This is a genomic window from Arthrobacter sp. 05N428_2, from assembly GCF_056397065.1.
Window position 1 is genome coordinate 85,541 of record NZ_JBFTMR010000010.1, and the last position, 23,654, is coordinate 109,194.

Genomic DNA, 23,654 nt, shown 5'->3' on the forward strand with positions numbered 1-23,654 from the left:
TGGAAGGACCCGTCAACGATGACCACCACTGCAACAGCTCAGAAACCCTCAGTCGGCACCGTCGCGATCGTCCCCAGTTTCATCAAGAATTCCTGGTGGACCCCCGACGCCGCCGCAGCCTCCGGCGCCGCCTCCGTCCTCGATGCCAGCACGGGAGAACTCCTGGCCCGCGTGAGCACCGAGGGACTGGACCTGGCCGCCGTCGTCGAGTACGGCCGCACCACCGGCCAGACGGAACTGGGCAAGCTGACCTTCCACCAGCGCGCCCTCAAGCTCAAGGAGCTGGCGCAGTACCTCAACGGCCGCCGCGACGAATTTTACGCTCTTTCCGCGCAGACCGGCGCCACCAAGATCGACTCGATGGTCGACATCGACGGCGGCATCGGCGTGCTGTTCACTTTCGGCTCCAAGGGCCGGCGCGAGCTGCCCAACTCCCAGGTGGTGGTGGACGGCCCGATGGAGGTGCTGTCCAAGGACGGTTCCTTCGCCGGCGAGCACATCTACACCCGGATCCCCGGCGTCGCCGTCCAGATCAACGCCTTCAATTTCCCGGTCTGGGGGATGCTGGAGAAGCTCGCCCCGGCCTTTATCGCCGGCGTTCCCACCATCGTCAAGCCCGCCACCCCCACCGGCTACGTGGCCGCGGCCGTGGTCAAGGCGATCGACGAATCCGGAATCCTGCCGGAGGGGTCGCTGCAGCTCGTCTCCGGCTCGGCCCGCACCCTGCTGGACCACCTCGACTACCGCGACCTGGTCGCCTTCACCGGCTCGGCGTCCACCGCCAACACCCTCAAATCCCACCGCAACGTGGTCCGTGGCGGCGTGCGCTTTACCTCCGAGACGGACTCCCTCAACGCCGCGATCCTGGGCCCGGACGCCATCAAGGGCACCCCGGAGTTCGATGCCTTCATCAAGTCCCTGGTCACCGAGATGACCTCGAAGGCGGGCCAGAAATGTACCTCGATCCGCCGCGCGATCGTGCCGCAGGACCTGGTGTCCGACGTCGTCGCCGCCGTAGGGGCGCGGATCGCCGAACGCGTCGTCCTCGGTGACCCCCGCGCCGAGGGCGTCAACATGGGCGCCCTTGCCTCCCTCGAGCAGCTCGCGGACGTGCGCGCCGCCGTCCAGTCCATGCTCGACGCCGGCGGCGAGCTCGCCTACGGCACCCTCGACGCCCCGAAGGTCACCAGCGCGGACGGGAACATCGGCGTCGTCGACGGCGGCGCGTTCATGTCCCCGGTGCTGCTCAGCTGGGCCGACCCGGAGGCCGAGGAGGTCCACTCGCTCGAGGCCTTCGGCCCGGTCTCCTCGGTGATCGGTTACACGGACCTCGCCGATGCCGTCCGTCTCGCCGCCCGCGGCGGCGGCTCACTGGTCGCTTCGGTCTGCACCAACGACCCCGAGGTGGCCCGCGAACTCGTCACCGGCATCGCAGCCCACCACGGCCGCGTCCTGATGCTCAACCGCGAGGACGCCCGCAGCTCCACCGGCCACGGCTCCCCGGTTCCGCACCTGATCCACGGCGGCCCCGGCCGCGCCGGCGGCGGCGAAGAGCTGGGCGGCATCCGCTCGGTCATGCACCACATGCAGCGCACCGCCATCCAGGGCTCGCCCAACATGCTCACCGCCGTCACCGGCGTCTGGCACACCGGCGCGGACCGCAACTTCACCCTCGACACCGAGGGCCAGCACCCGTTCCGCAAGTCCCTCGCCACGCTGCACATCGGGGACGCCATCCGCTCGGAGCTGCGGGAGGTCTCGCTGGAGGAGATCACCAAGTTTGCCAACTCCACCGGCGACACTTTCTACGCCCACACCAACCAGGCGGCGGCCGAGGCCAACCCGTTCTTCCCGGGCATCGTGGCACACGGTTACCTGCTCCTGGCATGGGGCGCCGGGCTGTTCGTAGAGCCCGCACCGGGCCCGGTCCTGGCGAACTACGGCCTCGAAAACCTGCGGTTCCTCACTCCGGTGGCGGCCGGGGACTCGATCCGGGTGACCCTTACGGCCAAGAAGATCACCCCGCGCGAGACCGACGAATACGGCGAGGTGGCCTGGGACGCCGTCCTGACCAACCAGAACGATGAGATCGTGGCCACCTACGACGTCCTGACCCTCGTGGAGAAGTAGCCCCCTCCCGACGCTCCCTCAGGTCCGGCGGTTCCGATGCCGACGCTCCCTCAGGTCCGGCGGGTTTTATGCAGACGCTCCCTCACTTGGTGAGGGAGCGTCTGTGTTGGGGACGCCATACGTGAGGGAGCGTCTGTGTTGGGGCTGCCATACGTGAGGGAGCGTCTGTGTTGGGGACGCCATACGTGAGGGAGCGTCTGTGTTGGGGCTGCCATACGTGAGGGAGCGTCTGCGGGGTGGAAGCCTAAATTTCGGGCTCTTTCGGCTCCGCTCCGGCGTAAAATTCTCCCTGTAGGAGGTGGCGAAATGACCCTTGTCCTCAATAAAGCCACAACAGTCCTGCCAGTCGATGATGCGGCGCGTGCCCGGCATTTCTACGCGGACACACTGGGGCTCCCGCACCGTGGCGTGGCAGAGGACGGAAGCGAATTGTTCGGCTCAGACGGCGGCCCCATGCTGCAGCTGATGCCGGTCAAGGATGGAATGCATTCAGAGCACACCACCCTGAGTTTCGAAGTCAGCGAGATCGAACGGACCGTCCAGGAGATGGAGTCCAGGGGCGTCACGTTCCAGGACTACGACCTGCCGGATCTCAAGACCGAGAACCACATCTGTTCAACGAATTCGGAGAAGTGCGCCTGGTTCATGGACACCGAGCACAACATTCTCTGCGTGCACGAGAACATCACGACGGCGGCCGACTACCAACTCTGAGCGGCGGTACGCCTGCAGCGCCCCGGACGCCCGGGGCGCTGTCCTTCGGTTGGCCTGTCCTGGCCGGAGACCCGGGTGTAACTTGGTAGCAAATTCCGGGGCGGCGGAGGGGAGGGGTGTCATGACGCTCTCTGATGCCGGGGCCGCGGGGCGGCACCGCCTTCACCTTGCCTGGATTCCCCGAACCAGGGCCGGCAAGGTAGCTTTGGTCCTGGACCTCTTGGTGGCCGCTTTCCCGATCTGGATCGTGCCGGCCTGGTACCACATAGCGTTCCTGGTGGGCGCCGGCGGGATGTTCGAATCGCCCCGCGCGGTGGCCGCGAACAGCATCTTCCAGAGCCTCGTCGTCGGCGCCTTGGCAGTCAATCTTGTTGCGTTGCTCCGCGCCAGGGATTACTCGATTTTGCTCGCTCTGGCAGCGCTCCCGCTGTCGGCGGTGCTGGTGTACATGGGCTGGTTCACGGCCGTGAACGGATTCCCGGGCAGCGCGGGGGGACTATGACACGGACCCGCCCGTCGCCAGCAGATACCGGCGGGCTCGGCCGTCACGATGCCCCCGGAGCGGTTGGACCAGGCGCTCCCGGCCCCCGGCTGTCCGCGCCGGGCTCGGGCGCGGGCTCCGGGCGGGACCAAGGTGAGATGGGGCGGGGCTGAAGCGTGCCGTTGACGGTCACGTCGACCCGTTCATTGAAGAAACTGACAAGCCCATGGATTTGGGCGGCATCCCGGAACCGCCGATCGTAACTCCACGCGATGTTCTGGCCACTCTCCGCACCCGGGTACGTCCAGTAGCTGGCTTTGCCCTTGTACGGGCAGACGGTCCACTTGGGGCTGCGCTCCATCAGGTCCAACCGCACGTCGCCCGGCGGCAGGTAGTAGCGGACGGGGAGCATCGTTTCGTAGAGCAGCTGGGCGCCGTTCGTGCGGGCCAGCGTGACGCCGTCGAACGCCACCTCCACCTCTGCGGACGACGCGCGGATGTCCACACGGTGAAACGGATCCCGCGGATGGCCGACGATCTCCTCGTCATCCTCGAGCCAGTCGAAGGCAGCGAAATCCAGCACCACATAGCCTGCCAGATCCGGGTCCCCGAGCCGGAACGCGGCCCGCGGTACGGAGGCCGACCGGCTCACGACGTCGAGTTCCTCGCCGTCGGCGGTGTGCTTGCCGAAACTGGTCCGGGGATCCAACACCGAAAGTGCGTCCCGCGACAGCTTGAAGCCGAACTCCGGGACGTCGACGCCGCGGGCAGCCGGGGCGCCGAGCCCCGCCAGCAGGTCTGCTTCCGGCACGGCAAAGACCGGGGTCATCCGGCGCGGCTCCCACACCAGGTAGGCCCGCATCGTGTCGACGACGGCGTCCCCGCTAAGGCTTGCCCGAATCCTTTTGGCGGTGGGCTCGTAGCGCAGTTGGGGGAAGGTCCCGAAGAGCATTTGCGAGAGTTTGATGGCCATGTCCCAAGGGTGGTCCCGCGTGCCGGCCGCGTCAATAACTCCCGTGGGCGGCGGCCCCGGACGCCCGAGGGACATGCTCATTGCTGGCTGCCGCGAGTGGACATGTGGCCATCATGCTCATTGGTCCGCCACAACGGAGGGCATGTCCCGTGGTGGAAGGGACGTTCGGGGAGCTTGCCCAATGCGGCCAACGACAACGGGACATGTCCATTGCTCAGGGGGCGTCGAAGTCCCCGGTCGCTCACGGGCCAGAAAAATACCCGCACCGCCCAACCGGAAGCGTGCCCCGAGGGGCCTTAACTAGCCGGGGACGTGCAGGCCGTTGAACGCCATGGTGATGACGTCGTCGGCGAGCTTTTCGGGGGACAGGGAGCCGCCGGGCCGGTACCACTCGACGATCGAGTTGATCGTGCCGAAGAGGAGCCGGGTCACGGTGCGGGGATCGATGTCCTGGCGGAGCGTGCCTTCGTCGCGGGCCGCGGAAATCAGGGCCGCCACCTTGTGGTCGAAGGTGCGCCGGCGCTCGAGGGCGTTCCGTTCGACCTCGGTGTTGCCGCGCAGCCGGAGCAGCAGGGTGACAAACGGCAGCCGCTCCACCAGCACCGAGATGGTCTCGCGGAGGACAAATTCCAGCCGGGCGTCCGCCGATCCGGTGGTGGCTTGCGGCCGCTCCAGGATGGCTTCCAGTCCGCCGAGCGCGTGATCCAGGGCGAGCTTCAGCAGGTCGCCCTTGGAGGGTACGTGGTGGTAGATCGCAGACTTGGAGATGCCCAGGTTTTCGGCGAGGATGCCCATCGAGGTGGCGTCATAGCCGTGGCGGTTGAAGACGTCGACGGCGATCAGCAGGACCGACTGCTGGTCATAGCCGGGGCGGCCGCGCTTGGCGGTGGTTCCTGTGCTGGGCATAGTCGCTAGTTTCTCATGTGAGCGGGGTGGGCCCGGCCGGCGTGGCCGAGGCTGCGCTGGCCGGGCCCTCCGGTCGGTTGAACAAGCAGGGGCAGGTCAGGCCTTGGGACGCATGTCGTAGATCCGGCGAAGCTTGCCGTTGGACCGCTCCAGGGAGCCCGGTTCGACGACGTTGACTGCGCAGGACGATCCAACGTGGATCTTGATCTGCTGCTGCAGCGTCTTCGCCGCCGAAGCGATGCCCTCGACGGTGACGGACTCGCGGCGCTCGATCTTCACGGTCAACTGGTCCATCCGCTGGCCCTCCGGGCGGGTGAGCTCCAGCTGGAAGTGCGGGCTCAGTTCCGGGATGCGCAACGCGATTTCCTCGATTTGCGAGGGGAACAGGTTCACGCCTCGGAGGATGATCATGTCGTCGCTGCGGCCGGTGATGCGCCCCATGCGGCGGTGCGCCGGACGGGCGGTGCCGGGCAGCAGCCGGGTGAGGTCCTTGGTCCGATACCGGATGATCGGCAGGGCTTCCTTGGTGAGCGAGGTGAACACAAGCTCGCCGGGTTCGCCGTCGCCCAGGACCACGGAGGAGTCGAAAGCGTCGATGATCTCGGGGCGGAAGTGGTCCTCCCAGATGTGGCTGCCGTCCTGGGTTTCCACGGCCTCGCCGGCCACACCGGGCCCCATGACCTCGGAGAGCCCGTAGATGTCGCAGGCCTTGATGTTCATCATCACTTCGAGCTCGTGCCGCATTTCCTCGGTCCACGGCTCCGCGCCCAGCACGGCGAACTTGAGCGAGGTGGAGGCGGGGTCGATGCCCTGCTTCATCATCGCGTCGGCAATGGTCAGCAGGTAGGTCGGGGTGGCCAGAATGGCGTCCGGCTTGAAGTCCTGGATCAGGGTGATCTGGCGTTCCGTCTGGCCGCCGGAGATCGGGATGACGGTGCAGCCCAGCGCCTCGGCGCCTGCGTGGGCACCCATGCCGCCGGTGAACAGGCCGTAGCCGTAGGCGTTGTGGACCTTCATGCCGGGCCGCACGCCGGAGGCGCGGAGGGAGCGGGCCACGAGCTTGGCCCAGTCGGCGAGGTCCTTCTTGGTGTAGCCCACCACGGTGGCGCGGCCGGTGGTGCCCGAGCTGGCGTGGATCCGGGCCACCTCCTGCTGCGGCACTGCGAACATGCCGAAGGGGTACTCCAGTCGGAGGTCTTCTTTGGTGGTGAACGGGAACTTGCCCAGGTCCGCGAGTTCGCGCAGATCGGTGGGGTGTACGCCGGCCTCGTCGAATTTGCGCTTGTACAGCGGGACGCGGTCGTAGGCGTACGCCACGGTGTGCTGCAGTCGGCTGAGCTGCAAGGCCTCGAGCTCGTCGCGGGAGATGGTTTCTTCGCGGTCCAGGACGGCGTCACTGGTGGCGAGGGCAGATGCAGCGGTGGGGGTGGTCATCAGGGTCCTAAGTTTCTATTTCTTGGAGATGGTGCGGCTGCGGCCGCGGAACTCGGCGACGAGTTCGCCGGGAAGGACGTCGGAGGGGAGGCCGCCCGGGCGCGTGGCGGCCGGCGGCGCGCCGGCGGTGGAGGCCGCCGGGGTGCCCGTTCCGGCGTCGGCTGCGTAGATCTGGATGTCGTAGAGGCCGCTGCGGCCGGTGCTGGCGCGGCGGTTGGCGACGGCGGTCAGGATCTGGCCGCGGAAGGCCGGCTTGATGAAGTTGATGTCGACGCCGGACGCAACGGTGATGTTGCCTTCCTCGCCGGGTGCCGGATTGGCCGGGTTGCACGCCAAGGCAAAGGCGGTGTCACCGAAGGCGAAGATCATTCCGCCGTGGGCCATCCCGAAACCATTGAGCATTTCCTGGCGGAGCGCCATCCGGATGGTGGCGTGACCGTCGTCGAGCGCCAGGACCTCAATGCCCATCCACTCGGAGGCATAGTCGTCCTTCAGGACCGGGTGGGTGTCACCGGAAATTGTCACTTCAGCCATGCGTCGTTGCCTCCAGCTTTATTTACCGAATGTTCATTAGGTAATCCCATTCGGGTGCCTGCTGTCAAGGCCTGTAAGTATGCTGGGACACATGGCCAAAGGAATATATGTCAGTGCGACGACGCCCGGGTCCGGGAAGTCGCTGGTTGCGCTGGGCCTGGCGGACACCCTGCACCGGCACGCGGACCGGATCGGTTTCTTCAAGCCGGTGGTCCAGGCCCGTTCCGACGCGGACCCGATGGTCGCGCTGATGAAGTCCCGCTTCGACCTCGACGACGAACGCTGCCGCAGCGGGCTGACCTTCGCCGAGGTCCGGGGTCTGCTCGCCGAGGGCAATCGCGAGGAGATCGATTCCCGGTGCGTGGAAATCTTCGCGGAGATGGCCCGGCACTGCGATGTGATCATCATCGAGGGCACCGACCTGACCGGCCAGGACGCCGCCGTCGAATTCGACCTCAATGCGCGGCTCGCCAACGACCTGGCGGCGCCGATGGTCGCCGTCGTCGGGGCGAAGGGCCGCACCGTGGCCGAGACAGCGGACGCCGTCGAGGTGGCCCGCAAGGAACTGATCGCCGAGCGCTGCAGCCTGCTGGCAATCATGGTCAACCGCGCCGATCCTAAGGACCTGGAAGCGATCGCCGCGGCGGTCCGCCCGGGCGCCTCCGGCCGGCCGGTTTACGTGTTCCCGGAGCTCGAGGACATCGCCCGGCCCACCACCGGTGAAGTGGCCGCCGCCCTGGGCCTCGGCCAGGTGGCGGGGCTGCCGGACCTGGAACGCGATGTGCGCTCGGTCAAGGTGGCGGCCATGAATGTGGCCAACTTCCTGCACGTGCTCGACGATGGCGCGCTGGTGATCGTGCCCGGCGACCGGGCGGATGTCCTGGTGGCCTGCCTGGCGTCGTCGTTTTCGCCGGAGTTCCCGGTCCCGTCGGCGCTGATCCTGACCGGCGGCCTCGCGCCGGACCCGACCATCTACTCGCTGCTCGCGCAGGCCCCGTTCCCGATCTTCGCCGCCCCGGACGACACCTACGTGACCGCCAAGCGGGTCTCCGAGGTGCGCAGCGAAATCTGGTCCGGCCACCGCCGCAAGGTGGCGTCCGCGCTGGGCCTGTGGTCCAGGCGTGTGGACGAGGCGGAACTGCTGGAACGGCTGCACCTGCCGCGGCCGGAGCGGATGACGCCGCTGCGCTTCCTGCACGACCTGATCGAACGGGCCCGCGCGCAGCGCCGCCACATCGTCCTGCCCGAGGGCACCGACGTCCGGATCCTGCGGGCCGCCGAGATCCTGCACCGCCGCGACGTCTGCGAGCTCACCGTGCTGGGCCGCGAGGCCGATGTCCGCGAGCTCGCGGCCACCCAGGGAATCGACCTGAGCGGCATCAACGTCGTGGACCCGGCCACTTCCGAGCTGCGCGAGGGTTTCGCGCAGAAGTATGCCGAACTGCGCTCGCACAAGGGCGTGGACTTGGCGAAGGCGCTCGAAGTGATGCAGGACGAAAGCTACTTTGGCACCATGATGGTCCAGCTCGGCGTGGTGGACGGCATGGTCTCCGGCGCCGCGCACACCACGGCCCACACCATCCGGCCCGCGCTCGAGTTCGTGAAGACCCGGGAGGGCGTCAAAATCGTCTCCTCGGTGTTCCTCATGCTGATGCCGGACCGGGTGCTGGTCTACGGTGACTGCGCCGTCAATCCCGAGCCCAACGTGGAGCAGCTTGCGGACATCGCCCTGGCCTCGGCCGAAACGGCCGCCCAGTTCGGCGTCGAGCCGCGCGTCGCGATGCTGTCCTACTCCACGGGCGGCTCCGGTGCCGGCGAGGCCGTCGACGCGGTGCGGCAGGCCACCGAGCTGGTGCGCCAGCGGCGCCCCGACCTCGCGGTGGAGGGACCCATCCAGTACGACGCCGCGGTCGACGCCGCCATCGCCGAGTCCAAGATGCCCGGCTCATCCGTGGCCGGGCAGGCGACGGTTTTCATCTTCCCGGACCTGAACACCGGCAACAACACCTACAAGGCGGTCCAGCAGTCCTCCGGCGCGGTCGCCGTCGGGCCGGTGCTGCAGGGGCTCCGCAAACCTGTCAACGACCTGTCCCGGGGCTGCACGGTGGACGACATCCTGAACACGGTGGCGATCACCGCGATCCAGGCCCAGTCGGTGCCGGCCGTCGAAGCCAAGGCTTAGGAGGCCGCCATGCTCGTGCTCGTCATCAACTCAGGTTCGTCCTCGCTCAAGTACCAGGTCCGCGACGTCGAAGCGGGCAGCGTTCTCGCGGAGGGGCTGGTCGAGAAGATCGGGATGGGCAACGGCGGGGACGGCGACGGCCAGATCGAGGGCCCCCGCGACCACGCGGAGGCCCTGGAACAGGTGGACGGCGCGATCCACGCGGCACTGGGCGACCGGACCCTGGACGCCGTGGGCCACCGCGTGGTGCACGGCGGCGAGCGCTTCGCCGAGCCGGTGCTGGTCAACAACGAGATCACCCGCGCCATCGAGCGGCTGAACCCGCTGGCTCCCCTGCACAACCCCGCCAACGTCCTCGGGATCCGTGCGATCGCGAAGAAATGGCCGGACCTCCCGCAGGTGGCCGTCTTCGACACCGCCTTCCACCGCACCCTGCCCGAGCACGCCTGGCGCTACGCCGTGCCGGATGAGCTCTACACGAACCACGGCATCCGGCGCTACGGCTTCCACGGCACCTCCCACGAGTACGTCGCACACCGCGCAGCGGCGCTGCTGGATCTACCGGTGGAAGAGTTCGACGCCGTCATCGCCCACCTGGGCAACGGCGCCTCCGTCACGGCGATCCGCGGCGGCGAATCGATCGACACGTCGATGGGCTTCACCCCGCTCGAGGGCCTCGTGATGGGCACCCGTTCCGGCGACCTGGACCCCTCCATCCTGGTCTTCCTCGGCCGGGCCGGCTGGTCCGCCGAGGACCTCGACTCCATGCTCAACCGCCAGTCCGGGCTCAAGGGGCTGGCCGGCAACAACGACATGCGCTCGGTGGTGGAGGCGGCGGAAGCCGGGGACGCCAGGTCCACCATGGCGCTCGCCGTGGCCTCCTACCGGCTGGCGAAGTACATCGGCGGCTACCACGTGGCCGTGGGCGGCGCGAAGGCCCTCGTGTTCACGGCCGGGATCGGCGAAAACTCGCACCAGTTCCGCGGCCTCGTCGCGGCGCGGCTGGGGGCGCTCGGCGTGGAGCTCGACGCCGGGCTGAACCGTGAACGGTCCAAGGAACCCCGGATGATCTCGACGCCGGAATCGGCCCTGCCGGTGCTGGTGGTCCCGACCGACGAGGAGCGCGCGATCGCGGAGGCGACAGCCGCCGTCGTCGCCCGCTCATCGGTTGCTCCGTAACGGCCCTTTTCGCGGCTCATAACGGCGTTGCTGGGCCCACGCCGGCAGGGTTCCCTGACCGAGCTTGCGAGGGGAGGGGGCCGGTGGGGAGCAACCGACCCGGAAGCGGGTCCTAGGCTGGGGACATGACCGAACTGAACCTGCCGCTCCGCACCCGGCGTTTGGTGCTGCGCCGCTTCGAGGCCGCGGACCTGGACGCCTTCCACGGCTACCACTCGCTTCCGGAAACCGCCCGGTTCCTGCCCCGGGAAGCCAAAAGCTACACCCAGTCCATGGAGTCCGTCGGGAAGTACGCCAACTTCGCGTTCGAGAAGGAGGGGGACTGGATCTGTCTGGCCATCGAGGCCGCGGACTCGCCCGGGCTGCTCGGCGAAGTGGTGCTCAAGTGGCTGCCCGGCTGCGGCCAGGCCGAGATCGGCTGGAGCCTGGCACCGGGGGCCCGCGGGAAGGGGATCGCGAGCGAGGCGGCCGCTGCGATGCTGAAGCTCGGCTTCGAAGACCTGGGATTCCACCGGATCGACGCCAAACTCGACGCCCTCAACACCCCCTCCGCCGCGCTGTGCGAGCGCCTCGGCATGCGGCTGGAGTCCACCCAGCTGGACAAATGGCATTACAAGGGCCAGTGGGCCACCGAAGTGGTCTACGCGATCCTCGCCGACGAATGGAAGGCGCGGATGTCCGCCAAGGACTCGCCGGAATGACGACGATGGCCGCTACGGTACTCCGATAGCGGCCATCTTCGGCGAACGGTAGGTCGGACGTTATCTTGCCCGGCGGGGCGCACCCGCCCGACCTCGGCTTACGGCGCCGGCGGGGCCGTGGCCGTGGGAGCGGCCGACGTCGGTCCGGGGGCCGGCGCGGTGGCAGGACCCGGGGGTGCGGCGGGCGGCGATTCGGACGGTGCCGTCCCGGGGGACGTGGCGGGCGGGGCGGACGGGGCATCCGGTGCAGGACCCGCGGGGACGGTCGCAGCGGTCCCGCCCTGAGTGGGTTGCGGCGCAGAGCCCGTCGCACCCTGGGTAGCAGTCGGACTGGCTCCCGGCGAGCTGCCCGTCGTGGCGGGAGCAGCGCCGGGCCCGCCGGGGGTGGCGCTGGGATCGGTTCGGACGATCTCCATGATCTGGTCCCTGAATCCGTTCAGTTTGCCCTCGATCTCCGAGAGCGGGACGTTTTGCAGGTTCCGGCCGTAGTCCGCGATCTGCTGCCACAACGCGTTGAGCCTGGACATCCCCTCCGGGCTCAGCGGCCCGTCCAGCGTGAGGACCAGCTGGCGGGCCAGGGCATAGGTGAGGCAGCGGACGCAGTTGTAGTTAGCGGCTGCGGAGAGGTTCTCCGGGACCACCACATTGGCCTGTCCCACAATCAGGACCACCTGGAACCCCACCGCGACGGCGGCGCAGTCCTTGCAGCTGGCGAAGGCGTAAGCCTCGTTACGGTTGCGGACATCCTGCCCGTCCTCGGCCCAGACCAAGGCGAAGGCGACGTCGTAGACCACGGAGCCGTCCGTGGTGTTGACCGCGAGCGACTGGTTGCCGCCATCCTCGGGCGCGGCCGGTTTGTCGAAGGGAAACACCCACGACGGCGCGGCGGTCGCGGTGCCGGACGCCGCGGGCGTCGCCGAGGAGGCCCGCGGGACCAGGACCATGCTCAGCTGCGGCTCTTCCCGGGTGGGCTTGCGGGCCCCCTGCGGCCACAGCGCCACGGTCCGCCCGGCCTGGCCCTGCTTCAGGTCGTGCCCTGCTGCCGTCGGGAAAATCGTGGTGGTGGCGTCGGCCAGCGTCCCGCGTTCGTAGGGCTGGACCGGCCGGTAGGTCTCGGCTCCGGGCCACCAGGCCCACGCGAGGCCGGCGGTGACCGCCGCGATGGCAGCCATGGCGACGCCGCGCTGCCAGGCCTTGCCCTTGGTCTTCTGCCACAGCCCGGTCGCGAACTGCCGCCCCAGACGGACCAGGATGTAGAAGATGCCGGCTACCGGCAGGGCGATGCAGATCAGCGCGAGCAGCCGCACGGCAGCATCGGCAAAATCGCCTGTGGCCACGCTGTGGGAGAGCATGGCCTGCTGCTTTTGGCCGTTGTCCCAGGCGGTGCCGACGACGCGCGGGAGGGTGAGGACCATGGTGGCCAGGCTGAAGACCAGCAGGGGCACGGTGACCAGGACCCAAGCCGTGACGACGGCGCGGGCCCAGGGCTTGAGCAGCTGCGCCTGCGGGTCCGCCTTGCGCCAGGGGATCAGGGCCAGCAGGGTCGGCTTGATGCGCTGGAACAGGTCGGGCACGCCGGTGGCGTCCGCGAGGATGTGGTACCCGTCGAAGCGGACCATCGGCATCAGCTGCCGGACCATCTGCAGGATCTGGGTGACCACCACCAGCAGGAGCGCGTCGAACCCGGTGACCCACCAGATGCCCATGATGGCCACGGCGACGATCGCGTTGAAGTAGAGGCCGCCCAGATCGGTGCGGATCCGGCCGCCCCGGCCCAGCCGGTAGGAATCCGTGACGTCCGTGTAAAACGCCGGCCACATCAGGTAAAGGCCGGTGCCCATGGCGCCCGGGGTCGCGCCCCCGCGGCGGGCGGCGGCGGCATGGCCGAACTCGTGGAAGCCGGCCGACAGGACGGTGACCAGGAAGATCAGCAGCACCAGACCGGGGTTGGCGAACGCCTCATGCGTCGCCGAGGCGAGGCCCTTGACCATCAGCACCCACCAGCAGGTGGCGAGGAACGCGGCCGTGACCAAGACGACGATCAGCGGGTTGAACAGCGTGGCGAACGGCGCGGTGATTTTCCGGGTGCGTCCCGGGTCCGTGACGGAGTAGCGGAACCGCATGCCAAGGAGCGGATTGGCCTTGCGGACCTCGGGCTGAGAGCCGTCGGCCAGCCGCAGCAGGCCCAGCGGGAGGAGCTGGGTGTCGATCAACGTCCGGACGTTCTCCGCACTGACCCGCTTGCCGAAAGCGCTGCCGGCGTGGTCCGCGATTTCCTCCAAACCGCGGCGACCGTCCACGGCTTCAAGCACCAAGTACAGCAGCCGGGTCAGCTGGATGGTCTGGCCGTCGGCACGCCGGACCAGGGAGGGGGCCTGCTTGTAGCCTGACCCCTTGGTCTCGCCGATCAGCTGGACGCCGTCGGCGAGCGCCGGCGGCGGCAAGGTGGAGGGAGCTGTAGCCGCAGCGTCCGGGGCAGGGGCCGAAGGCGGGCCGTCCTGCCTGGACGGCCCGCCTTGCACATTAGTCATTGACTGGCTACTGCTTCAGGGTGGACTGCTGCTCGGCGCCGGAGGTGGCGTTGCCGTGGATGTCCTGGTTGATGATGGCGTCCTGGTGGGCGACAGCGTAGGCGTTGCTGTCGATGGAGCCGATGTTGGCGCCGACGGCGGCATCGATCGGCGCGGCGACGTTGGCGTTGGCAGCCACAGCACCATTGATGGGTGCGGCGATGCCGGCGTTGGCATCCAGGTTGACGTTGACGTTGAGCAGGTTGCCGTTGAGGGCGCCCGCGGCGCCGGCGGTGGCCGCGCCGAGGTCCGGGGTGCTACCGGCCGGCAGCACGCTGCCGGGGAGGGCCGAGCCGCCGGTGGTGCCGGCCGGGATGGTCGCCGCAGCGCCTGCGGTGGCCGGGTCCGTCGTCGCGGGAGCGGCGGCGGCCGGGGTCGTGGTGTCCGTGGCGGGGGCCGCGGTCCCCTGGTCGATGCCGCTGTCCTGCACGGAATGTGCGGTGGCGTCACCGGTGATGCCCTGGTTGATGAGGGTGCCCTGGTCGGCGAGCGCCTGGGATTCGGATCCGAAGGAGAGGACGTTGGCCGACGCACCCGCGTCAATCGGTGCCGCGACGTTGGCGTTGGCTGCGACGCCGAGATCGATCGGTGCTGCGGCGCTGATGCCGAGGTTCAGATCGGCGTTCAGGTCCAGGACAGAGGCAACTTCCTTGTCGGGGAGGGCCGTGGCACCCTCGGCCATCAGTTCATCGTCGCTGAGCGGGGCCAGTTCCTGTTCGCTGCTCACAATAGACTCCAATTCCGGCACGGTTTCTGCTGCCCCCAGTGAGCAGTCTCCACCTGAATGTGCCTAGTGACGGTCAATAGTAAGCATGATGATCATTAATTGGCACCCCCTGCTCGCCGGTTGCTCCGTAACGGCCCTTATGGGACTCCAAAAGGGCCGTTACGGAGCAGCGGACCGGCGGGCTACTTCAGCCCGGCGCCCGGCAGCAGCTCCGTGGCGCCGAGGGAGTCGGCGACGAACGCGTAGTCCCAGGCGCGTTCCTTCCACTGCACGTAGCGGCCGGACGCGCCGCCGTGGCCGCCCTCCATTTCGATCTTCATGACGATTGGCTCGCTGCCGGTGTTCAGCTCGCGCAGCCGCTGCACCCACTTGGCGGGCTCCACATAGAGGACGCGGGTGTCATTGAACGAGGTGACCGCCGCGATCTTCGGGTAGGCCGCCGCCCGGACGTTTTCATACGGGGTGTACGACTTCATGTAGGCGTACACCTCCGGGTCGGTGATCGGGTTGCCCCACTCCTCCCACTCCAGCGCCGAGAGCGGCAGTTCAGGATCCAGGATTGTAGTCAGGGCGTCCACGAACGGGACCGCCGCGACGATCGCTGCGTACTTTTCCGGTGCCAGGTTGGCCACGGCGCCCATCAGCAGGCCGCCGGCGGAGCCGCCCATGGCCGCGATCCGGTCCGGGGCCACCCAGCCGGATCCGGCGAGCCAGTCGGTGGCGGCGATGAAGTCCGTGAAGGTGTTCTTCTTGTGCAGTTTCTTACCGTCGTCGTACCAGTGCCGGCCCAGTTCGCCGCCGCCGCGGATATGGGCGATCACGAACACGACGCCGCGGTCCAACAGGGACAGCCGGGGAATGCCGAAGCCGGGGTCCATGCTCATCTCGTAGGAGCCGTAGCCGTAGACCAGGCCCGCTGCCGTCGAATCCTGCCGCACCGAGGCGTGCCGGAGCACCGACAGCGGGACGCGGGTCCCGTCGTCGGCCACCGCCCATTCCCGGGTGGCGACGTAGTCGGACGGCGAGTAGCCGCCCAGTACGGGGCTTTCCTTGCGCAGCAGCAGCTCGCCGGCGGGCAGCTCCGCCGTCGGCAGGACAAAATCGTAGACCCGTGACGGCGTGAAATAGGAGGTGTAACCCATCCGGATCACGGGCGCTTCGTAGTCGGAACCGGCAACGCCGGACGTGTACAGCTCCTCGTCAAACGCGGGCTCCACGGCGGCCCCCTGCTCGGGCGTGCCCAGGCCGCCCAGGGGGAGGACCTGCACGCGTTCGATCGTGTCCTTGCGGATGGACAGCACCAGGTGCGTGGCTGTGACGCCGGCGCCGTTCACCCGCACCTGCTCGGAATGCTCGACGACGGTCCGCCAGTGCTGCTCGGCGACGGGTTTGGCCAGCTCAGCCGGGTCCACGAGCGAGACCATCGAGTTGATGGCGTCCTTGTTGTGGGTCAGCAGGAGGGTCTCCCTCGGCTGCCCCGAAGCGTCGGTCAGCAGGAACGGTTCGGCCTCGTAGAGGAGTCGCTCGGAGCGGGGTATCACGGTGGCCAGCCCGGCGTCGGGGGCGTCGAAGCGCAGCAGCCGGGTCTCGCTGAACTCGGAGCAGCCAATGCCCAGCACGAGGTGGCGGCGGTCCGCGGAGAGCTCGAAGCCCAGCCACATGGCGACGTCGTCCTCCTGGTAAATCACCTCATCCTCGGTGACCGGTGTGCCCAGTACGTGCGCCTTCACCTGGTACGGGCGCCAGGACGCGTCCACCACGGTGTAGAAGATGCGGCCGCCGTCGGGCGAGAAGGAGATGCCGTAGAAGACGTTCTCGATCACATCCGGCAGCAGCTCGCCGGTGCGGAGGTCCTTGATGTGGAGCGTGAACCGTTCGTCGCCGGCGTTGTCCACGGCGTAGGCGTACAGGTTCCCGTCGATGGTCACCGCGGAGCCGCCGACGGCGAAGAAGGGCTGGCCTTCGGCTTCGACGTTGCCGTCCAGGAGCACCTCCTCGCCGGGGATGTCCACGCCGACCTCGACGGCGGGGGGTGTCCAGTCGGCCACGCGGTCCTCGCTGTCCTGGGCGCGGACGCGGCACTGGATGCCGTATTCCTTGCCCTCGACCGAGCGGGTGTAGTACCACCAGCCGTCCTTGCGGTGCGGTACGGAGAGGTCTGTTTCCTGGGTGCGGCCCTTGATTTCCTGGAAGATGGCCTCGCGCAGCGGTTCCTGGTGGGCCGTGACGGCCTCCTGGTAGGCGTTCTCGGCTTTCAGCAGGTCCACGACCTCGGCGGATTCCTTGTCCCGCAGCCACTCGTAGTTGTCCTCGAAGACGTCGCCGTGGTGGGTCCGGAGGGCGGGAACCTTCTTGGCGACGGGGGGCTGCGGGGAGGGCTGCACGGGAGTCTGCGTCATGGACCCAATCTACCGGGGAGCGCAGTCACCGAGGGCGGGACGATGACGGGCGCGCCTCAGTTCCCATTCTGCAGGTTATGGGAGGCGATGTAATCGGCCAGGGTGCCGGCGGACAACGCGGCGGCCACCTCGGCGGTGGCGGCCTGGTCCTGCAGGACAATCGACTGCCCGTCGGTGCTGGTGCCGGTTCCCGCCGTCGGAAGGGTGAAGAACGTGCCGTTCCCGGGCGGCACGGCCCGCAGGCTGAAGGCAAGCCGCTCCAGGGTCTCCAAGGTCAGTCCCGGGGTGACCGACACATGCGGAAGCACCCCGGTGACGAAGGCGCGGGCGGAGGCGCGGTCGGCCAGGACGCCGCCGCCCACGGCCTTGGCCAGCACGGCCTTGAGGAAAGTCTGCTGGTCCCGGACCCGCTGGTAGTCACCATCGGCGAAGGCCTTGCGCTCGCGGACGAAATCGAGCGCCAGGGCGCCGTTGAGCCGGTTCACGCCTGGTGGAAAGTAGTGTCCGGACTCAAGCGTGGAAGTGAACGGCAGTTGCACGTCGACGTCGATCCCGCCAACGGCGTCCGTCAGCGCGGCGAAGCCCTCGAAATCGACCGTGACGGTGTGGTCAATGTGCGTGCCGAGCAGCGACTCCACCGTCCGGGTTTCCAGCGGGACCCCGCCGATTTCCAGGGCAGCGTTGACCTTCGCCCCGCCGTAGCCTGGGATATCCACCCAGAGGTCGCGCATGATCGAAATGCCGTAGACCCTTTGCCTGTCGGCCGGCAGGTGGATGAAGACGAGGGTGTCCCCGCGCTGGTCGGAGGCATCGCCGGCAGCGGCCTCGGCCCGTGCGTTGACGCGGCTGTCGCTGCCGATCAGCAGGATGTTCAGGTCCGCCGGCGGCGGTTCCGGCGTGGGGGTGGGCGTGGCGTTCGGTGTAGGGGCCGTGCTGGGAACGGTAGGGGGAGCTGCCGGGGCCGGGGTTTCGGGACGCGGCCGGTTCAGCAGGAATACGGCAGCGGCGACGGCGAGGACCAGCAGGGCGGCTGCCACCGCCGTGGCCAGCTTGCGCCGCCGGCTCCGGCTCGCAGTGTCGGCGTGTTCTTCAGGCTCCGGCGCGTTCCCCATCCGCGGAAGCTAGCACGCGGTGCTTGCCGGTGATAGAGGTTTCTGTCCCGTTCAGGTCCCCGTCGCCGGATCAGTTGCCGTTTTGGAAGTTGTTCTGGTTCACGTAGGTGCCCAGCGAGTCTGAGCTAAGGGCTTCCGAAATGTGCCCGATGGCGGCTTGGAGGGGCAACACAATCGATTGTCCGTCGCCGGAGGTTCCGGTACCCGCCGTGGGAAGCGTGAACATGACGGTGTTCTGTGCCCTGACGTCCTTCAGCTCCAGCGCGAGTCCAGCCAACGTTGCCGCATCCAGGGACTTGTCCACGCTGACATACGGAGATAGTGCGCCCACCAGGTTATTGATGGTGACCGGGTTGGACAGCGTCTGACCATCGGTTGACTTCTTAATGACGGACTTGAGGTAGTCCTGCTGGTTCCGGACCCGCTGGTAGTCGCCATCCGCATAGGCGTAGCGTTCCCTGACGAAGGCCAGCGCCTCGTCACCGTTGAGGGTGTTCGGGCCGGCCTGGAAGTAATGTCCCTTGAGGTGGCTCGACGCGAAGGGCACCTTGATGTCCACGGAGACGCCGCCCAGGGCATCTGTGAGGCCTTTGAAGCCCTGGAAGTCCACCATGGCTACATGATCAATGCGCTGCTTAAAGATGGATTCGATGGTTTGCACCATCAGGGGCGTCCCGCCGAGGGCCAGTGCCGCGTTGATCTTGGCTTGGCCGTGGCCGGGGATATCTACCCAGAGGTCGCGCATTACGGACATGGTGTAGATGTTCTTCCGGTCGGCCGGGATGTGTACCAGCATGAGGGTGTCTGCACGCTGGTCAGTCGCGACGCCCTGTTCCGCATCGGCCTCGGTAGCGCCGCGGCTGTCGCTGCCCATCAGCAGGATATTAACGGGCGCCTTACCGCCAGCCCCCTGAGCGGTCGGCGCTTTCTCGGGCCGGGTGGACTCGGCCGGGAACGCCTGCTCGATCTTGGTGCTGTTGGTGTCGAACGTCCGCGCCAGGTTGAAGAGGTAGCCACCTGCAATGACAGCCGCCACGATCACCAGGACACCTACGCCGAGCAGCAACTTACGGCCCCGATGTTTTTTGGGTGCTGGCCCAGGCTGGGTTGCCTCGGCATCAGCGGGCGCGGTGTCCTGGGGACGGGTCATAGTTTCCTCGAATTGAGTGGGCAGTGTCCGGATTCTACCTAGCGGACGGCAACCGCCGCACTAGGCCCGCAAGGTGGGGGTGGGGGGCTGGGGCGACCCACGGCTGCCGGCCGACTCCGAAGGCGCCTGCGCCCCAGGATGCGGTATGGGTCGCACGACGACGGGGCATGCTCCATCTTCACGGCGATGGGTGGGCCAATGGGCATTGTGCCCAATTGCCATCCAGGGCGGAGGGCACGTCCAGATAGTTCGGGAATCCGAGCCGACCGAGAGCCGCGAGTGCTTGACTCTTTTCCGGCCTTCCGCATATCCTGAACGAACGGTCGGTAATTATTTATCGGAAACGCATAGGAGCAACCATGGCATCGCAGACCCTGCAGTCAGTGCCCGCCGAGCCATCGCCGGCCCGGCACGAGAACAGGCACGAAATGAGCCCCGAGGACGCGGCCCGCCGTGACGCCGAGGGACAGGCCTACTTCGACAAGGTCATGGCGGAGGATTCCCGGATCGAGCCCCGTGACTGGATGCCCCCGGCCTACCGCAAGACCCTGCTGCGCCAGGTCTCACAGCACGCGCACTCGGAGATCATCGGCATGCAGCCGGAGGCCAACTGGATTTCCCGCGCGCCGAGTCTGAAGCGCAAAGCCATCCTGATGGCCAAGGTCCAGGACGAGGCCGGGCACGGGCTCTACCTTTACTCCGCCGCCGAGACCCTCGGCCAGCCGCGCGATGCCATGATGCAGGACCTGATGGACGGCAAGGCCAAGTACTCCTCCATCTTCAACTACCCGGCCCGGACCTGGGCGGACATGGGCGCCATCGGCTGGATGGTCGACGGCGCCGCGATCGCCAACCAGGTGCCGCTCTGCCGCGCCTCGTTCGGCCCGTACGGCCGTGCCATGGTCCGCGTCTGCAAGGAAGAATCCTTCCACCAGCGCCAGGGCTTCGAAATCCTGCTGGAACTCTCGCACGGCACGCCGGAGCAGAAGCAGATGGCCCAGGACGCCGTGAACCGCTGGTACGCCCCGGCCCTGATGATGTTCGGCCCGCCGGATGACGACTCACCCAACTCCAAGCAGTCCATGGCCTGGAACATCAAGCGCTTCAGCAACGACGAGCTCCGCAACCGCTTCGTCGGCATGATGATGGAACAGGTCAAGGTCCTGGAACTCACCCTGCCGGACAAGGACATCCGCTTCAACGAGGAAACGAAGAAGTGGGAGCACGGTCCGCTCGACTGGGATGAGTTCCACGAGGTCCTGGCCGGCCGCGGCCCCTGCAACGCGCAGCGCCTGGAGCGCCGCCGCGAAGCCCACCAGAACGGCGCCTGGGTACGTGAGGCCGCAGCGGCCTACGCCGAAAAGCAGGCCAAGAAGCAAGCAGACAAGGAAGTTGCAGCATGACCACCCCCGAACCGCACGCAGGTAACGTCTGGCCCATCTGGGAAGTCTTCGTCCGCTCCAGCCGCGGCCTTTCCCACGTTCACGCCGGGTCCCTGCACGCTCCGGATGCCGCCATGGCCCTGCGCAACGCCCGTGACCTTTACACCCGCCGCAACGAAGGCGTCTCCATCTGGGTGGTCCCCGCGGACGCGATCGCCTCGTCCGACCCGGATTCCAAGGGCGCGTTCTTTGAATCGCCGCAGGGCAAGGACTACCGGCACGCGACCTATTACACCAAGAGCGAGGGCGTGAAGCACCTGTGAGCACCCCCGAAACCGATACAAGCACCCACGACGGCGGCCACGGGGACATCTCCGTCGGCGTCGCCGGGGCCGGCAACAGCGGCGAAGCCACGGCCAGCGCCACCCGCATCACCCCCGGCAACGCGCTCCGCCCGGAGGACATCGCCCTGGCCGTCAGCCGCGGCACCGCCAAGCCGAGCGCGGACGTCGCCGAGTTCGCCCTGCGCCTGGGCGATGACGCCCTGATCCTGGCGCAGCGCCTGGGCCACTGGATTTCCCGCGCACCGGAGCTCGAAGAGGACATCGCGCTGGGCAACATCGCGCTGGACCAGCTGGGCCACGCCCGCTCCTTCCTGAGCTACGCCGGCGGCGTTGACGGCAGGACCGAAGACGAGCTGGCCTACTTCCGCCGCGAACCGGAGTTCCGCTCCGTCCAGATCTTCGAACAGCCCAACGGCGATTTCGCGGTCACCATCGCCCGCCAGTTTGTCGTGAGCTACTACCAGTTCGAGCTGTACCGCCGGCTGGCCGAGTCCACCGACGCCACCCTGGCCGGCATCGCCGCCAAGGCCGTCAAGGAAGTGGACTACCACCGCGACCACAGCGCCCAGTGGGTGCTGCGCCTGGCGCTCGGCACGGACGAGTCCCGCGAGAAAATGATCCATGGCTTCAAGGTCATTTGGCCCTACGTCGACGAACTGTTCCGCGACGACGAGCTCACCGGCCGCCTCACGGAAGCTGGCGCCGCCGTCGAGCCGTCCAGCCTGCGGGCCGACTTCGACCGGCTCACCGGCGAGGTCCTGGCCGAGGCGGAACTGGACGTTCCGCAGGTCCGGGCCGCCCCGGGAGGCGGCCGCCGCGGACTCCACTCCGAGCACTTGGGCTACCTCCTCGCCGAGATGCAGGTCCTGGCCCGCGAATTCCCCGGCGCGAGCTGGTAACCATGCCGGAGATGTATGTCAGCCACCCCACCGCCACGGCGGCCGGGGAGCAGAGGACTGCGGAACAGAAGGCCTGGGAACTCGCCGCCACGGTCTGCGACCCGGAGATTCCGGTCCTCACCATCGAGGACCTCGGAATCCTGCGCGAAGTCAGGGTCACCAAGGAACCGGGTGCCGACGACGGCGGCATGGTTCCCGCCGTGCAGATCACCATCACGCCGACCTACTCGGGCTGCCCGGCCATGGACGCCATCCGCGACGACCTGACGACGGCGTTCGCCCGTGAAGGCTACCCCCGCGTCGACGTCGAACTGGTCCTCTCCCCGGCCTGGACCACGGACTGGATGAGCGAGGCCGGCAAGGCCAAGCTGCAGGAGTACGGGATTGCGCCGCCGTCGGGCAGGTCCGCGGCCGGCGGCCATTCCGGTCCGGTCCGGCTGTCCCTCGCCGTCAAATGCCCGCAGTGTTCCTCGCTGAACACCAAGGAACTCACCCGCTTCGGCTCCACCTCCTGCAAGGCGCTCTACGTCTGCCAGGACTGCAAGGAACCGTTCGACTATTTCAAAGTTTTGTAAGGAACAGGTGCTCCCATGACTGTTGTCCGCCAGACCGCCGCCGAGGCGGCCACCGCGACCGGCCGCCGTCGTGCGTCCTTCCACCCCTTGGCGGTGGACGAGGTCCGCCGCCTCACCGACGACGCGATCGAGGTCACCTTCGGCGTTCCCACCGCGCTGGCGGGTCAGTTCGACTACCTGCCGGGACAGTACGTCGCCCTGCGCACCACCCTGCCGGACGAGAACGGCGAGCCGAAGGAAATCCGGCGCAGCTACTCCATTTGCGCCGAACCCCGCAGCTTCGCCGATGGCAGCAGCGAAATCCGCGTCGCCATCAAGAAGGACCTGGGCGGCCTCTTCTCCACCTGGGCCAACGCCGAGCTCAAGGCCGGCGATGTGCTGGACGTGATGAGCCCGATGGGTGCGTTCGTGTCCAAGCACGGGCGGGACGGCCAGGACGTCGAGCAGAACGTGATGACGTCCATGAACGACCCGGAAGCCCTGGCGGGCACGGCCGGCAACTTCGTCGCCATCGCGGCCGGATCCGGCATCACCCCGGTGATCGCGATCGCCCGGACGCTGCTCGCGGCCCACCCCGAGACCCGCTTCGACCTGGTCTACGCGAACAAGGCCGCGATGGACGTGATGTTCCTCGAAGAACTCGCGGACCTCAAAGACAAGTACCCGTCCCGGCTCGCCCTGCACCACGTGCTCTCCCGCGAGCAGCGGATCGCACCGCTGCTGAGCGGCCGGATCGACGCCGAGAAGCTGCAGGCGCTGCTGGGCACCGCGATCCACAGCGACGACGTCGACGAGTGGTTCCTGTGCGGGCCGTTCGAACTGGTCCAGCTGTGCCGGGACACCCTCGCGGCGCGCGGCGTCAAGCCGGAACACATCCGCTTCGAACTGTTCACCTCCGGCAAGCCTGACCGTCCCGAGGGCAACATCGGCCGGCCCGTGGTCGCGGACGAGTCGAAGGAAACGTACAAGATCACCTTCAAGCTCGACGGCCTGCAGGGTGAAGTAGCCAGCCCCACGCATGCTCGCGAATCGATCCTCAACGCCGCCCTGCGGGTCCGCCCGGACGTGCCCTTCGCCTGCGCCGGCGGCGTCTGCGGCACCTGCCGCGCCAAGGTGGTCACCGGCTCGGTCACCATGGACGAGAACTACGCGCTGGAGCAGGACGAACTGGACAAGGGCTACGTGCTGACCTGCCAGTCCCACCCCACCACGCCCGAAGTCACCGTCGACTTCGACGTCTAAGCTTTTCGACGCCCGCCCGC

General features: G+C 68.0%; 20 protein-coding genes. 11 read left to right on the top strand and 9 right to left on the bottom strand.

Translation table 11 applies throughout. The annotated features are described in order from the left end of the window. Positions 1 to 18: 18 nt before the first annotated feature. From paaZ to AC1DGI_RS12650, 3 genes are all read left to right on the top strand, one after another. Positions 19 to 2,130 (top strand): phenylacetic acid degradation bifunctional protein PaaZ, encoded by a 2,112-nt coding sequence (gene paaZ, locus AC1DGI_RS12640; RefSeq protein ID WP_476899085.1) that lies wholly within the window; start codon positions 19 to 21, stop codon positions 2,128 to 2,130. A gap of 306 nt (positions 2,131 to 2,436) precedes the next feature. Beyond that, a complete protein-coding gene (locus tag AC1DGI_RS12645; protein WP_476899086.1) occupies positions 2,437 to 2,844 on the top strand; it encodes a VOC family protein in 408 nt (135 codons plus the stop codon). A gap of 121 nt (positions 2,845 to 2,965) precedes the next feature. Then, positions 2,966 to 3,346 carry a hypothetical protein gene (locus tag AC1DGI_RS12650; RefSeq protein ID WP_476899087.1) on the top strand — a complete coding sequence of 127 codons (381 nt, stop codon included), beginning with the start codon at positions 2,966 to 2,968 and terminating at the stop codon, positions 3,344 to 3,346. A gap of 43 nt (positions 3,347 to 3,389) precedes the next feature. On the opposite strand, the gene AC1DGI_RS12655 is transcribed toward AC1DGI_RS12650, so the two are convergent. From AC1DGI_RS12655 to AC1DGI_RS12670, 4 genes are all read right to left on the bottom strand, one after another. Beyond that, the gene (locus tag AC1DGI_RS12655; RefSeq protein ID WP_476899088.1) at positions 3,390 to 4,298 is read right to left on the bottom strand and encodes a DUF427 domain-containing protein; all 909 of its coding nucleotides are present in this window, start codon (positions 4,296 to 4,298) and stop codon (positions 3,390 to 3,392) included. A 300-nt stretch (positions 4,299 to 4,598) separates the two neighbouring features. Further along, entirely contained in the window at positions 4,599 to 5,204 is a 606-nt protein-coding gene (locus AC1DGI_RS12660) for a TetR/AcrR family transcriptional regulator (RefSeq protein WP_476899089.1), read from the bottom strand. Positions 5,205 to 5,300: 96 nt separating this feature from the next. Beyond that, positions 5,301 to 6,638, bottom strand: coding sequence for a phenylacetate--CoA ligase PaaK (gene paaK, locus AC1DGI_RS12665; protein WP_476899090.1), 1,338 nt, complete (start codon positions 6,636 to 6,638; stop codon positions 5,301 to 5,303). Between the two features lie 15 nt (positions 6,639 to 6,653). Next, positions 6,654 to 7,172 carry a hotdog fold thioesterase gene (locus AC1DGI_RS12670; protein ID WP_476899091.1) on the bottom strand — a complete coding sequence of 173 codons (519 nt, stop codon included), beginning with the start codon at positions 7,170 to 7,172 and terminating at the stop codon, positions 6,654 to 6,656. Between the two features lie 91 nt (positions 7,173 to 7,263). Between AC1DGI_RS12670 and pta the strand changes: the two genes are divergently transcribed. From pta to AC1DGI_RS12685, 3 genes are all read left to right on the top strand, one after another. After that, positions 7,264 to 9,354, top strand: a complete 2,091-nt coding sequence (pta, locus tag AC1DGI_RS12675; protein WP_476899092.1) for a phosphate acetyltransferase — start codon at positions 7,264 to 7,266, stop codon at positions 9,352 to 9,354. A gap of 9 nt (positions 9,355 to 9,363) precedes the next feature. Further along, complete coding sequence (locus tag AC1DGI_RS12680) at positions 9,364 to 10,533, top strand: acetate kinase (RefSeq protein WP_476899093.1); 1,170 nt, start codon at positions 9,364 to 9,366, stop codon at positions 10,531 to 10,533. A gap of 125 nt (positions 10,534 to 10,658) precedes the next feature. Continuing rightward, positions 10,659 to 11,234, top strand: coding sequence for a GNAT family N-acetyltransferase (locus AC1DGI_RS12685; RefSeq protein WP_441401984.1), 576 nt, complete (start codon positions 10,659 to 10,661; stop codon positions 11,232 to 11,234). Positions 11,235 to 11,332: 98 nt separating this feature from the next. Here AC1DGI_RS12685 and AC1DGI_RS12690 read toward each other — a convergent pair whose 3' ends face one another. From AC1DGI_RS12690 to AC1DGI_RS12710, 5 genes are all read right to left on the bottom strand, one after another. Next, on the bottom strand, positions 11,333 to 13,765 hold the full coding sequence (locus AC1DGI_RS12690) for a hypothetical protein (protein ID WP_476899094.1): 2,433 nt from the start codon (positions 13,763 to 13,765) through the stop codon (positions 11,333 to 11,335). Positions 13,766 to 13,772: 7 nt separating this feature from the next. Further along, positions 13,773 to 14,531, bottom strand: a complete 759-nt coding sequence (locus AC1DGI_RS12695; RefSeq protein ID WP_476899095.1) for a peptidoglycan-binding protein — start codon at positions 14,529 to 14,531, stop codon at positions 13,773 to 13,775. A 182-nt stretch (positions 14,532 to 14,713) separates the two neighbouring features. Then, positions 14,714 to 16,930: a S9 family peptidase gene (locus AC1DGI_RS12700; RefSeq protein WP_476899096.1), complete on the bottom strand. Its 2,217-nt coding sequence runs from the start codon at positions 16,928 to 16,930 to the stop codon at positions 14,714 to 14,716. 56 nt (positions 16,931 to 16,986) lie between these two features. After that, positions 16,987 to 18,042: an LCP family protein gene (locus AC1DGI_RS12705; RefSeq protein WP_476899097.1), complete on the bottom strand. Its 1,056-nt coding sequence runs from the start codon at positions 18,040 to 18,042 to the stop codon at positions 16,987 to 16,989. A 70-nt stretch (positions 18,043 to 18,112) separates the two neighbouring features. Then, complete coding sequence (locus AC1DGI_RS12710) at positions 18,113 to 19,108, bottom strand: LCP family protein (protein ID WP_476899098.1); 996 nt, start codon at positions 19,106 to 19,108, stop codon at positions 18,113 to 18,115. 443 nt (positions 19,109 to 19,551) lie between these two features. Here AC1DGI_RS12710 and paaA point away from each other — a divergent pair, with 443 nt between their 5' ends. Genes paaA through paaE form a run of 5 tightly spaced genes read left to right on the top strand, consistent with a single transcriptional unit; the run spans position 19,552 to position 23,634 of the window. Further along, on the top strand, positions 19,552 to 20,595 hold the full coding sequence (paaA, locus tag AC1DGI_RS12715) for a 1,2-phenylacetyl-CoA epoxidase subunit PaaA (protein WP_476899099.1): 1,044 nt from the start codon (positions 19,552 to 19,554) through the stop codon (positions 20,593 to 20,595). Further along, positions 20,592 to 20,897 (top strand): 1,2-phenylacetyl-CoA epoxidase subunit PaaB, encoded by a 306-nt coding sequence (gene paaB / locus AC1DGI_RS12720; RefSeq protein ID WP_136321706.1) that lies wholly within the window; start codon positions 20,592 to 20,594, stop codon positions 20,895 to 20,897. Before paaA ends, paaB begins: the two co-directional genes overlap by 4 nt. Beyond that, positions 20,894 to 21,817 carry a 1,2-phenylacetyl-CoA epoxidase subunit PaaC gene (paaC, locus tag AC1DGI_RS12725; protein ID WP_476899100.1) on the top strand — a complete coding sequence of 308 codons (924 nt, stop codon included), beginning with the start codon at positions 20,894 to 20,896 and terminating at the stop codon, positions 21,815 to 21,817. Before paaB ends, paaC begins: the two co-directional genes overlap by 4 nt. A 2-nt stretch (positions 21,818 to 21,819) precedes the next feature. Further along, positions 21,820 to 22,392: a 1,2-phenylacetyl-CoA epoxidase subunit PaaD gene (gene paaD, locus AC1DGI_RS12730; protein WP_441401310.1), complete on the top strand. Its 573-nt coding sequence runs from the start codon at positions 21,820 to 21,822 to the stop codon at positions 22,390 to 22,392. A gap of 15 nt (positions 22,393 to 22,407) precedes the next feature. Then, complete coding sequence (gene paaE, locus AC1DGI_RS12735) at positions 22,408 to 23,634, top strand: 1,2-phenylacetyl-CoA epoxidase subunit PaaE (RefSeq protein WP_476899101.1); 1,227 nt, start codon at positions 22,408 to 22,410, stop codon at positions 23,632 to 23,634. The last annotated feature ends 20 nt before the right edge of the window (positions 23,635 to 23,654 follow it).